10 protein-coding genes are annotated in these 12,377 nt (G+C 72.7%); 2 read left to right on the top strand and 8 right to left on the bottom strand.

The features are described from left to right. Positions 1-34: 34 nt before the first annotated feature. The gene (locus tag ACIO1C_RS13655) at positions 35-1,366 is read left to right on the top strand and encodes an MFS transporter (RefSeq protein ID WP_401862332.1); all 1,332 of its coding nucleotides are present in this window, start codon (positions 35-37) and stop codon (positions 1,364-1,366) included. Here the strand turns inward: ACIO1C_RS13655 and ACIO1C_RS13650 are convergent. From ACIO1C_RS13650 to ACIO1C_RS13635, 4 genes are all read right to left on the bottom strand, one after another. Next, positions 1,328-2,173, bottom strand: a complete 846-nt coding sequence (locus tag ACIO1C_RS13650; protein ID WP_401862329.1) for a spermidine synthase — start codon at positions 2,171-2,173, stop codon at positions 1,328-1,330. The two genes, ACIO1C_RS13655 and ACIO1C_RS13650, sit on opposite strands and share 39 nt — an antisense overlap. A 245-nt stretch (positions 2,174-2,418) precedes the next feature. Then, entirely contained in the window at positions 2,419-3,270 is an 852-nt protein-coding gene (locus tag ACIO1C_RS13645; protein ID WP_401862326.1) for a patatin-like phospholipase family protein, read from the bottom strand. Positions 3,271-3,503: 233 nt separating this feature from the next. After that, the gene (gene tuf / locus ACIO1C_RS13640) at positions 3,504-4,682 is read right to left on the bottom strand and encodes an elongation factor Tu (protein WP_401862323.1); all 1,179 of its coding nucleotides are present in this window, start codon (positions 4,680-4,682) and stop codon (positions 3,504-3,506) included. 97 nt (positions 4,683-4,779) lie between these two features. Then, entirely contained in the window at positions 4,780-4,914 is a 135-nt protein-coding gene (locus ACIO1C_RS13635; RefSeq protein ID WP_272925702.1) for a hypothetical protein, read from the bottom strand. 156 nt (positions 4,915-5,070) lie between these two features. Here ACIO1C_RS13635 and ACIO1C_RS13630 point away from each other — a divergent pair, with 156 nt between their 5' ends. Continuing rightward, the gene (locus tag ACIO1C_RS13630) at positions 5,071-5,781 is read left to right on the top strand and encodes a TVP38/TMEM64 family protein (RefSeq protein WP_401862320.1); all 711 of its coding nucleotides are present in this window, start codon (positions 5,071-5,073) and stop codon (positions 5,779-5,781) included. Positions 5,782-6,014: 233 nt separating this feature from the next. Here ACIO1C_RS13630 and ACIO1C_RS13625 read toward each other — a convergent pair whose 3' ends face one another. From ACIO1C_RS13625 to ACIO1C_RS13610, 4 genes are all read right to left on the bottom strand, one after another. Then, positions 6,015-7,082: an enoyl-CoA hydratase/isomerase family protein gene (locus tag ACIO1C_RS13625; RefSeq protein WP_401862317.1), complete on the bottom strand. Its 1,068-nt coding sequence runs from the start codon at positions 7,080-7,082 to the stop codon at positions 6,015-6,017. Between the two features lie 64 nt (positions 7,083-7,146). Continuing rightward, entirely contained in the window at positions 7,147-8,145 is a 999-nt protein-coding gene (gene meaB, locus ACIO1C_RS13620) for a methylmalonyl Co-A mutase-associated GTPase MeaB (RefSeq protein WP_401862314.1), read from the bottom strand. A 4-nt stretch (positions 8,146-8,149) separates the two neighbouring features. Continuing rightward, positions 8,150-10,348: a methylmalonyl-CoA mutase gene (scpA, locus tag ACIO1C_RS13615; protein WP_401862311.1), complete on the bottom strand. Its 2,199-nt coding sequence runs from the start codon at positions 10,346-10,348 to the stop codon at positions 8,150-8,152. Next, positions 10,348-12,246, bottom strand: a complete 1,899-nt coding sequence (locus ACIO1C_RS13610; RefSeq protein WP_401862308.1) for a methylmalonyl-CoA mutase family protein — start codon at positions 12,244-12,246, stop codon at positions 10,348-10,350. The genes scpA and ACIO1C_RS13610 overlap by 1 nt, the downstream gene beginning before the upstream one ends. Positions 12,247-12,377 lie beyond the last annotated feature (131 nt).

Below are 12,377 nucleotides of genomic sequence, written 5' to 3'. Positions count from 1 at the left end.
TGGCACGGGGTCCGCCCGCGGGGATAGTCCTGGGGTGAGTGCATGCGCAGGCGCCCCGGGCCGCCGAACCCGCCCCCCGCGCCGCCCCGACTGGGCCGGCCGCAACTACACCCTGCTGACGACCGCCGCGTTCGTCACCAATCTGGGCAGCCAAGGGGCCCTGATCGCGTCGGCGTTCGCGGTGCTCCAGATGGGGGGCGACGGCGGGGACGTCGGGCTCGTGGCCGCGGCGCGCACCATACCGCTCGTGCTGTTCCTGCTCGTGGGCGGCGCCCTGGCGGACCGGCTGCCACGGCACCGGGTGATGGTCGCCGCCAACACCCTCAACTGCCTCTCGCAGGGGGCCTTCGCGCTGCTGGTGCTCGTGGGCGAACCGCGGCTGTGGCAGATGATGTTCCTGGCGGCCCTCGGCGGGACCGGGCACGCCTTCTTCTCCCCGGCGTCCGAGGGCATGCTGTTGTCCAGCGTCACGGGCGAACAGGCCGGCCGCGCCTTCGCGCTCTACCGGATGGCCGTGCACGGCGCCGGCATCGGCGGCGCGGCCCTGGGCGGGGCGCTGATCGCGGTGTTCGGCCCCGGCTGGGTCCTGGCCGTGGACGCGGCCGCGTTCCTGGTGGCCGCCTCGCTCCGGGCCTTTCTCGACGTCAGCCACGTCCCGGTGCGGAAGCCGGGCGGCGGCATGATCTCCGATCTGCGGGAAGGCTGGCGGGAGTTCTCGCAACGGTCCTGGCTCTGGTCGATCGTCGTGCAGTTCGCGGTGGTCAACGCCGTGGTGGTGGCGGCCGAGGGGGTGTACGGACCGCTGGTCGCCGAGGAGGAACTGGGCGGCGCGGGTCCATGGGGCCTGGCGCTCGCCGCCTTCGGCGCGGGCACCGTCACCGGCGCGCTGGTGATGATGCGCTGGCGCCCCCGACGGCTGCTGCTCGCGGGCACGCTCTGCGTCTTCCCGCTGGCCCTGCCGTCGGCGGCGCTGGCGGTGCCTCTGCCGGTCCTGCCCCTGGCGGCGGTGCTGTTCCTGACGGGCGCTTCCATCGAGGTGTTCGGCGTCTCGTGGATGACGGCGCTGCACCAGGAGATCCCGGAGGACAAGCTCTCCCGGGTCGCCGCCTACGACTGGCTGGGCTCGATCGGCATGGTGCCGGTGGCCACGGCGCTCACGGGCCCGGCGGAGGAGGCGTTCGGTCGGGACGCGGCGCTGTGGGGCTGCTCGGCGCTGGTGGTCCTGCTGACGGCGGCGGTGCTGACGGTCCCGGACGTACGCCGCCTGAGCCGCCGTACCACAAGGGTGACGGCGTCCCCCACACCCTCCTCCACGCCACTCGCCCCCTCATCCGATGCTGAAGGCACCGTCGGGCGGGCGGGGTGAGGGGACGGCGCCGGCGTCCCGTACCGCCATGGCGTCCCCGGTGAATCTCACCAGGGACGACCCGTGCTCGACGCGGGCGGGGAAGGCGTCGGAGGCGGTGCGCCGGGCGAGCGCCGCCGTGTCGATGGCGGAGTGCGAGGCGACGAGCACGGCGTTGCCGAACCGGCGCCCGCGCAGGACACCGGGCTCCGCGATCAGCGCCAGCTCCTCGAAGACCGCGGCGAAGGTGGCCAGTTGGGAGCGGAGGAAGTCGAAGGGCGCGCCGTCGGCGAGGTTGGCGAGGTAGATCCCGTCGGTACGGAGGACCCGCTCGGCCTCGCGGGCGTACTCGACGGAGGTGAGGTGCGCGGGGACCCGCGAGCCGCCGAAGACGTCGGCGACGACGACGTCCGCGGAGCGGCCCTCCGCCTGCCCGAGCCAGCGGCGGGCGTCCGCGTGGTGCACGGAGATGCCCACGCCGGCGGGTATCGGCAGCCGCTCGGCCACCAGCGCCAGCAGCCCGGCGTCGGCCTCCACGACGTGCTGGGGCGAGTCCGGCCGGGTGACGGCCACGTAGCGGGGCAGCGTGAGCCCGCCACCACCGAGATGCAGCACGGCGAGCGGCGCGCCGGGAGGCGCCACGGAGTCGACGACGTGGGCGAGACGGCGTGTGTACTCGAACTCCAGGTGGGTGGGCTCGTCGAGATCGACGTACGACTGGGGCGCCCCGTCAACGGTCAACAACCAGGCCCGCTCCCGATCGACGTCGGGCATCAACTTGGCGGTCCCATGATCCACAACCCGCACAACGGGAATCGACTCACTCACCCCCCTATTGTGCGCGCCCCACCCCACCCCGAGCCCTCCGAGCCCCCCACCCGTCCAGCCACATCCAGCCCGTCCGGCGCTTGAGGACACCTTTCAAGCCCGTCCGGCGCTTGAGGACACCCACCCCCAACCCGCACCCAACCCACCCCGCCCGGCCAAACCCAGCCCGTCCGGCGCTTGAGGACACCCTTCAAGCCCGTCCGGCGATTGAGGACAACCCGTCCAGCCAGCCAGACGCGCCCCGGTCAAGGAGACCGCTCCGCCCACACCGCCGACACCACCCCCGCAACCCCCACCGCCTGAGCCAACCCCGCCCGCGCAGCCCCACCCCGCCGCCCCGGATCCAACACGTTGTGCCCGATCGCCTTCTTCGCCGCCGCCCCCGGCGTGATGACCTCCACCCGCGCACCCCCCGCGACCAGCGCCGCCGCCTGGCTCTGCGGCCCCGCGATGACCCCGCTCCCGGACCCCACGGGCGCGATCACGACCACCCGGTCGTACCCGGCGGCCAGCTGCGCGTTGGCGGGCGAGTGCATCCCGCCGTCGATCCACTTGCGCCCCTCGATGGTCACCGGCGGCCACACCCCCGGCACCGCGCAGCTCGCGGCCACCGCGTCCACCACCGGCACCCCGCTCTCCCGGTCGAAGACCCGAAGCTCCCCGGTGAGCGCGTCCACGGCGGTGACGGCGAACGCCCGCTCCGGCCAGGTGTCGACGAGGATCCGCGAGGCGATCACGGCCCGGCGTTCCGCCTCGGGCTCCGTCGCGGCGGCCAGCGCGTACCGGCCGATCCTCTGCCCGTACGCCTCCGGGGTACGGGAGACGAGCATCGCGCGGGCGTAACGGAACAGGACCGCCGCGCCCAGCCGCGCCGGCCGCTCGTCCCCGGGCGGAGTCAGCTGCCGCTCGTACAGCGCCTCGACGTCATGCGTCCCGGCGGCGATCTGCGCGCCGACCACCGAGCCCGCCGACGTGCCGATGATCAGATCCGCCGTGGTCAGGTCCGTGCCGGCGACGCGGAGACCGTGCAGGACACCGATCGTCCAGGCGACACCGGTGACCCCGCCGCCGCCGAGGACCAGGGCCGTACGCGTCATGATTGCCGCCTCTCCCGCACCGGACCCACCACCGGGCCCAGAAGGAAGTGTCGCGCACGAAGGCGGAACACGGCTCCCGCCGTACGCCGGACCCGTATCCCGCCCCGTACGCCGGACCCGGCTTCCGCCGTACACCGGACCCGTATCCCGCCGTACGCCGGACCCGGCTCCCGTACGAACACAGGAGCCGGACCCAACGCCTCAACCAGGCAAAACGCGCCCGCGCACCCCCCCTAGAGCAGCGACGTCACCGTCCCCGCCCCGACCGTGCGGCCCCCCTCCCGGATCGCGAAGCCGAGCCCCGGCTCCAGCGGGATGTCACGGCCCAGCTCCACGGTCATGGTGACCGTGTCGCCGGGGCGCGCGACGCCGATGTCGCCCAGGTCCACGTCGCCGACCACGTCGGCCGTACGGATGTAGAACTGCGGCCGGTACCCGGTGGACACCGGAGTCGTACGGCCGCCCTCCCGCGCGGAGAGCACGTACACCCGCGCGGTGAAGCGCCGGCTCGGCGCCACCGTGTCCGGCGCCGCCACCACGTGCCCGCGGCGGATCGCGTCGCGTGGCATCCCGCGCAGGAGCAGCGCGACGTTGTCCCCGGCCTCGGCGGACTCCATCGGCTTGCCGAAGGTCTCCAGGCCGGTGACGGTACTGGCCTGCGGCCCCAGGTCGGCACCCAGGACCTCCACCTTGTCGCCCACGCGCACGGTGCCGCGCTCGATCGCGCCGGTCACGACCGTCCCGCGCCCGGTGATGGTGAGGACGTTCTCCACCGGGAGCAGGAACGGCGCGTCCGTGTACCTGACAGGAAGCGGCACATACGTGTCGACCGCGTCGAGCAGCGCCTCGATCGACCCCGTCCAGCGCGGGTCGCCCTCCAGCGCGCGCAGACCCGACACCCGGACGACGGGCGTCGTGTCCCCGCCGTACCCCTGCGAGGTGAGCAGCTCGCGCACCTCCAGCTCGACCAGGTCCGTGAGCTCGTCGTCGCCCGCGTCGGCCTTGTTGAGGGCGACGACGATGTGGTCGACGCCGACCTGGCGGGCGAGCAGGACGTGCTCGGCGGTCTGCGGCATGATCCCGTCGAGCGCGGAGACGACGAGGATCGCCCCGTCGAGCTGGGCGGCCCCGGTGACCATGTTCTTGATGTAGTCCGCGTGACCCGGCATGTCGACGTGCGCGTAGTGGCGGGTGTCGGTCTCGTACTCGACGTGCGCGATGTTGATGGTGATCCCCCGCGCCGCCTCCTCCGGCGCCCGGTCGATCCGGTCGAAGGGGACAAAAGTGCCGGTCCCGCGGTCGCTGAGGACTTTGGTGATGGCGGCGGTGAGGGTGGTCTTGCCGTGGTCGACGTGGCCCATGGTGCCGATGTTCAGATGCGGCTTGGTGCGTACGTATGCCGTCTTGGACATGATGGTCCGGTCCCTTCAAGGAACTCGAAGCGTGAGAGGGACCCCCTGGACTCGCCGACCCTCCCCCTGCGGGGTCCGCCGGACGATCCGGGAAGGGTCAGCTTCGGGCGCCGTCGACGGGCGCCGCGGCGGCGACAGCGGCTGCTGCCGCCGCGTCAGCCGCGAGGAACGCGGCAGCCTTCGGCGCGTCCGCGACTGCGGACGGCGCTGCGAGGAAGGCGTACCGGAACATGTCTCGATGGTCGTCCACGACTGCCGCGACGTCGAATGGTTTTACGCGCGGGCAGGGCGCCCGGCAGCGGCGGCAAGCGCGTCTGACTGCTCACATCGCACCCCTCGCCCGTCCCTGGTGCGGCGATCACACCTGTTCGTCGGCTAGTCTCCCGGGATGCTCGACACCGCCACCCGGCCTGCGCCGGGCATCGCTGTCCGCTGCTCCAGGGCGTTGCGCTCGCCCTGGTCGCGGTTCGCTCTCCTTGTGGCGGTGCTGGGCGCCGCCGGGTCGCTCGTGCTGGTGTACGAACCGCAGAGACTCCTGTCGGAGGGCTGGCCCGCCCGGCTCACCGGCGGCGCGGCGGTCGTGCTGTTCGCGCTGGCGTACGGCGTGTGCGCGGTGGCGTTTGTCCCACGCCCGCTGCTCAACCTCGCGGCGGGGGCACTGTTCGGTACGGCGCTCGGGCTGCCGGCGGCGCTCGCGGGGACGGTGCTGGGCGCGGGACTGGCGTTCGGTCTCGGCCGTTTTCTCGGCCAGGACGCATTGCGGCCGCTGCTGCGGGGGCGCTGGATGGAGGCGGCCGACGGCCAGTTGAGCCGGCACGGCTTCCGGTCGATGCTGGCGGTACGGCTCTTCCCGGGGGTGCCGTTCGCGGCGGCGAACTACTGCGCCGCGATCTCCCGTATGGGGTGGATCCCGTTCCTGCTGGCGACGGGCATCGGCTCGATCCCGAACACGGCGGCGTACGTGGTGGCGGGCAGCCGCGCCTCCTCACCGACGTCACCGATCTTCCTGGTGGCGATGGGCTTCATCGTGCTGACGGGCGCGGCGGCAACAATCGTGGCGTGGCGCAAACGCGACGCCCTGCGAGGCGGCGGCGCCTGACGACACGTCACATCCAGCCCGTCCGGCGCTTGAGGACATCTTTCAAGCCGTCCGGCGCTTGAGGACACCCACCCCCTCCCGAACCAATCCCACCCCGCTCAGCCATATCCAGCCCGTCCGGCGCTTGAGGACACCTTTCGAGCCGGTCCGGCGATTGAGGACACGTTCAAGCCCGCCCGGCGATTGAGGACAACGCGTGGCCCCCGGCCGCGCAACCCCGCAACGCCACCGCGTCACCGCGCCCCGCGATCCCCCCAGAGATCCCCACCCACCGGCACCTCCAAGAACCGCCCCACCTCCGCGTCCGTCACCCCGGACAACTCCCGGGGAGCCCACCGCGGAGCCCGATCCTTGTCGATGACCTGCGCCCGAATCCCCTCCACCAGATCCGCCGTGCCGAGCGCCGCGCACGACGCCCGGTACTCCCGCTCCAGCACCCGCTCCAGCGTCGGCAGCGCCCGCGCCGCCCGCAACGACGCCAGCGTCGCCTTGAGCGCGGTGGGCGACCGCGTCAGGATCGTCTCGGCCGCCTCCTTCGCCGCCGGATGCCCGTGCCCGTACAACCGGTCGACGATCTCCTCGACCGTGTCGGCCGCGTAACACCCGTCGATCCACACGCGATCGGCCGCGAGCCGCCCCTCGGGCGCGACCCCGGCGTACCGCGCCACCACGTCCTGGACCGCTTCCTCGCCCTCGCCCTCCCCCTCCGCGAGCGCGCCCGACAGCGCACCCCACCGCTCCGCCCGCACAAAATGGTCCGCGAGCCCGCACAGCAGCGCGTCCGCCGCCCCCACCACCGCCCCCGTGAGCGCCAGATGCGTACCGAGCTCCCCCGGCGCCCGCGACAGCAGATACGTCCCACCGACGTCCGGCACCAGGCCAATGCCCGTCTCCGGCATGGCGACGGCCGACCGCTCGGTGACGATCCGTACGCTGCCGTGCGCGGATATCCCGACCCCGCCGCCCATCACGATGCCGTCCATGAAGGCGACGTACGGCTTCGGATACCGGGCGATGTACGCGTTGAGCCGGTACTCGTCGCGCCAGAACTCCGCCGACGCGCCCCCGCCCGCCCGCGCGTCCTCGTAGATGGCCCGGATGTCACCGCCCGCGCAGAGCCCGCGCTCACCGGCCCCGGAGATGACCACCGCACGCACCCGGTCGTCCCGCTCCCACGCGGCAAGGGCGTCGGAGATCGCCGAAACCATCGCGTGCGTCAGCGCGTTGAGGGCCCGCGGCCGGTTGAGGGTCAACTGGCCGACGCTCTCCTGACGGGGAGTCAGGACATGCTGTTCGTCCACGTTCCGTACGCCTTCTTCTTGAGAGGTCACGCGTGGTGAGAGGTCACGCGTTCTTCCGGGGCGGTCACGCGCCGGCGCCCGGCCGCCCCAGCGCCTCGATGATCCGGTCGGCCGCCAGCGTCGGGGTCAACGTGCCTTCCCGTACCCGCTGTTCCAGTCCGGGCGCCAGCTCCCGCACCTCCGGGTGCTCACGCAACCGGTCCAGGAGGTGGTCACGGACCATCGACCAGGTCCAGTCGACCTGCTGGTCACGGCGCTTGCGCTCCAGCCGGCCGTCCGCCTCCAGGACCGCGCGGTGCTGTTCCAGCCGGTCCCAGACCACGTCGAGCCCCGTGCCCTCCCGGGCGCTGCAACTGAGCACCGGCGGCGTCCAGGCCGCGTCCACGGGATGCATCAGCCGCAGCGCGCCCGCGAGTTCACGCGCGGCCGAGCGCGCGTCGCGTTCGTGGGGACCGTCGGCCTTGTTGACGGTGATGACGTCCGCCAGTTCCAGGACGCCCTTCTTGATGCCCTGGAGCTGGTCGCCGGTGCGCGCGAGGGTGAGGAGCAGGAAGGAGTCGACCATGCGGGAGACCGTGGTCTCGGACTGGCCCACTCCGACGGTCTCCACCAGCACCACGTCGTACCCGGCCGCCTCCATCACCACGATCGTCTCGCGCGTCGCCTTCGCCACACCCCCCAGCGTGCCCGCGGTCGGCGAGGGCCTGACGAAGGCCGCGGGGTCGACCGCGAGGCGCTCCATCCGCGTCTTGTCGCCGAGAATGGACCCGCCGGTCCTGCTGGAGGACGGGTCCACGGCCAGCACCGCGACCCGGTGCCCGAGGCTGGTGAGCATCGTCCCCAGCGCGTCGATGAAGGTGGACTTGCCCACGCCGGGCACCCCGCTGATCCCGATCCGGCGCGCCTTGCCCGCGTACGGCAGCAACTCGGTCAACAGCCCCTGCGCGAGGGCCCGGTGGTCGGGGCGGGTGGACTCCACCAGCGTGATGGCCCGGGCGATGTACGCGCGCGAGCCGTCCAGGACACCCTTGGTGTAGCTGTCGAGGTCGATCCGTGGCGGCACGCGCTCACCCCTCGTGGCCCAGCGCCGCGGTGAGCGCCTTGAGCAGATCGAGCGCCGCGTCGGGGATCACGGTGCCGGGCGGGAAGACGGCGGCGGCCCCGGCGCGGTGCAGTTCCTCGATGTCCTGCGGCGGGATGACCCCGCCGACGACGATCATGATGTCCTCACGGCCCTCGGCGGCGAGCTGCTCGCGCAGCGCCGGTACGAGGGTGAGGTGCCCGGCGGCCAGCGACGAGACGCCGACGATGTGCACATCGGCCTCCACCGCCTGCCGCGCCACCTCACCGGGCGTCTGGAACAGCGGGCCGACGTCGACGTCGAAGCCCAGGTCGGCGAAGGCCGTGGCGATCACCTTCTGCCCCCGGTCATGCCCGTCCTGGCCCATCTTGGCGACCAGGATGCGCGGGCGGCGGCCTTCCGCGCGCTCGAAGTCCTCGACCGCGGCGCGGGTGCGCTCGACGGCCGGGGAGGTGCCTGCCTCGTTCCGGTACACACCGGAGATCGTACGGATCTGTCCGGCGTGCCGCCCGTAGACCTTCTCCAGGGCGTCGGAGATCTCGCCGACGGTCGCCATCGCGCGGGCCGCGTCCACGGCGAGGGCGAGGAGGTTTCCCTCAAGACCGGGGCCGGGGCCGGACTCGGCCGCCGCGGTGAGGGCGCGCAGCGCGTCCTGGCAGGCGCCGTCGTCGCGCTCCTCCCGCAGCCGGCGGAGCTTGTCGAGCTGCTGGGCCCGTACGGACGAGTTGTCGACCTTGAGGACGTCGATCTTCTCGTCGGTCTCGACCCGGTACTTGTTGACGCCGATGACGGGCTGGCGCCCGGAGTCGATCCGCGCCTGGGTACGGGCCGCCGCTTCCTCGACCCGCAGTTTGGGGATGCCCGCGTCGATCGCCTGAGCCATGCCGCCCGCCGCCTCGACCTCCTCGATGTGCTGCCAGGCGCGCCGCGCGAGGTCGTACGTCAGCTTCTCGACGTACGCGCTGCCGCCCCAGGGGTCGATGACCCGGCCGGTGCCCGACTCCTGCTGGAGGAGCAGCTGAGTGTTGCGGGCGATCCGCGCCGAGAAGTCGGTGGGCAGGGCGAGCGCCTCGTCGAGCGCGTTGGTGTGCAGGGACTGGGTGTGTCCCTGGGTGGCCGCCATCGCCTCCACGCAGGTGCGGGTGACGTTGTTGAAGACGTCCTGTGCGGTCAGGGACCAGCCGGAGGTCTGTGAATGGGTGCGCAGCGACAGTGACTTGGCGTTCTGCGGGTCGAACTTCTTCACCAGCCTGGCCCAGAGGAGCCTGGCCGCACGCAACTTGGCGATCTCCATGAAGAAGTTCATGCCGATGGCCCAAAAGAAGGAGAGCCTCGGTGCGAAGGCGTCGACGTCAAGTCCCGCGCCCAGCCCGGCCCGTAGGTACTCCACCCCGTCGGCCAGGGTGTACGCCAGCTCCAGGTCGGCTGTCGCGCCGGCTTCCTGGATGTGGTAGCCGGAGATGGAGATGGAGTTGTAGCGCGGCATCTTCCGCGAGGTGTACGCGAAGATGTCGGAGATGATCCGCATCGACGGCGTCGGCGGGTAGATGTAGGTGTTGCGGACCATGAACTCCTTGAGGATGTCGTTCTGGATGGTCCCCGCCAGCTTCTCGGGCGGTACGCCCTGCTCCTCGGCGGCCACGATGTACAGCGCGAGCACGGGCAGCACCGCGCCGTTCATCGTCATCGACACGCTCATCCGGTCCAGCGGGATGCCGTCGAAGAGCCGCCGCATGTCGTAGATCGAGTCGATGGCCACCCCCGCCATGCCGACGTCGCCGGTCACGCGCGGGTGGTCGCTGTCGTAGCCGCGGTGGGTCGGCAGGTCGAAGGCGACCGACAGGCCCTTCTGCCCAGCCGCGAGGTTGCGCCGGTAGAACGCGTTGGACTCCTCGGCGGTGGAGAACCCGGCGTACTGCCGGATGGTCCAGGGCTGATTGACGTACATCGTCGGGTACGGCCCGCGCAGGTACGGCGCGATGCCCGGGTACGTGGACAGGAAGTCGAGGCCCGCCGTGTCGCGCGCGGTGTAGAGCGGCTTGACGGCGATGCCCTCGGGGGTGTGCCAGACGAGTTCGGCGGCGGCCTTGCCGGTGTGTTCCTCCACCGCCCCGCGCCACTGGTCCTCGGAGCCTGTCGCGGCGCCGGGGCCGAGTTCGATCTCCGAGAAGTCGGGGATTCCCATCACGCCACTCCCATCCGGTCGAGTACGGAGCCGAGGACCGCGACGGCGTCGCCGCCCGCGACGACGAACTGGTCCACTCCGGCCTGTCGGTACGTCTCCTCCTGCTCACCGGGCCGCCCGGCGAGGAACACCCTGAGCGCACCGGCCGAGACGAAGGCCCGTGCGACAGGCGCCGCTCCCTCGGCGTACAGCGCGTCGCTGGAGCAGATGCAGGCGACGGCGGCCCCGCTGCGGGTGAACGCGCCGGCCGCTGTGTCCGCGTCCACGGACACCGGGTCGTGGACGGCTTCGATCCCGCCGGCCTGGAAGAGCCCGGCGGCGAACGAGGCCCGCGCGGTGTGGGCCGCGGCCGGGCCGAGCGCGGCCAGGAAAACACGCGGCCTGGCTCCGGTGGCCGCGAGGTGGGCGTCCGAGCGGGCGCGCAGGGCCTCGAACGCCTCGTCGCGGTGGACGACGGGAAGCCCCCCGGCCGCGCCGGGGGCGGTGGGCGCCGGCGCTTCCGGTGCGGGCTCGCGTACCACCGGGGCCTGGTCGAGCAGCGGGAACTCACTGACGCCGGTGATGGGTTCGCGCCGCCGGGCCAGCCGGCCGGAGCGTTCCTCCCAGGTGGCCGCGAGCCGTTCGCCGATCAGTCCGCCGTGCAGGGCCGCGCGCAGTCCGCCGGCCCGCTCGATCTCCTGGAACCACGCCCAGGCGGCCCGCGCGAGGTCGTCGGTGAGCCGCTCGACGTACCAGGACCCGCCCGCCGGGTCGGTCACGCGTCCCAGATGCGACTCCTCCAGCAGGATCGTGGACGTGTTGCGGGCGACCCTGCGGGCGAACGCGTCGGGCAGTCCGAGCGTGTGGTCGAAGGGCAGGACGGTCACGGCGTCGGCGCCGCCGAGCCCGGCCGCCAGCGAGGCGACGGTGGTACGCAGCATGTTCACCCAGGGGTCCCTCCGGGTCATCATCACGGGTGAGGTCACGGCGTGCTGGCGCTGCGCCCGCGCGGCGGGTCCGGCACCGCCGACCTCGGCCACCCGGGCCCAGAGCCGGCGTGCGGCACGGAGTTTGGCGATGGTCAGGAACTGGTCGGCGGTGGCCGCGTACCTGAATTCGAGCTGTCCGCAGGCGTCTTCGACGGAGAGTCCGGCCGCGGTGAGGTCCCGCAGCCAGGCCACGCCGGTGGCGAGCGAACAGCCCAGCTCCTGGGCGTCGGACCCGCCGGCCTGGTGGTAGGGCAGCGCGTCCACGGACACGGCGCGCAGCCCGGGGTACTCCCGCGCGCAGAGCACGGCGAGTTCGGCCGCCTGCCCGACCCCGTCGGCCGACTCCGCTCCCGTACGGGCGAGTTGACCGTACGGATCGGCGCCGAGCGTGCCCTTCGCCTGATGCGGCGCCACCTCGCGCTCCCGGTGGAGCCGCAGCAACTCCTGGGCGGCGGGGGCGAATTCGTCCCCGGCGTCAAGGGCGACCGGCGCCAGGTCGAGGTAGACGCCGTCGAGCGCGGTGCCGAGCGCGGACACCGGCACCCCGGCGGATCCCACGGACAGCCAGAGCGAGGTGACCCCGTTCTCCAGATCGGCCAGCACCGCTTCGTTCGTCAGGGCCGGATCGGTACGGGCGTGCCGCTGGCGTACGTCCCAGCCGGCGACGGCGGCCCCCTCGGCCCGGCTGCCCCGGGTGAACGGCGCGAACCCCGGATACCCCTCGGCCACCGGAGCGTCGTCGGCGGTATAGAGGGGGGAGGTCGACAGGCCGTCCTGGAGCCGTGTGGACAGCGCTTCCTCGGCCGCCGCACCCGACGTCTCCCGGCCCGATTTGCGCAGGACGCCCGCTACCAGGCTCTGCCACTCCTCGCGGGTCGCGTCGGGAAACTCGGCGGCGAGGGAAAGCCCGTCATCAGGCAGAACCGTCATGCTCAGATGCTATGACAGCCCGCTGAACGAGCAGCAGAGCGCACCGCTGTGACGTTGCACTCCCTTGTCCGCCCCGGAGTGCACAGCCGCTCCTCCTCGCGTTTCCCACTCCTCACTCCCTTCGCTCCCCC

Origin of the sequence: Streptomyces sp. NPDC087420 (genome assembly GCF_044744165.1) — a bacterium.
Taxonomy (GTDB): domain Bacteria; phylum Actinomycetota; class Actinomycetes; order Streptomycetales; family Streptomycetaceae; genus Streptomyces.
This window is presented reverse-complemented; position numbering and strand designations above follow the sequence as displayed.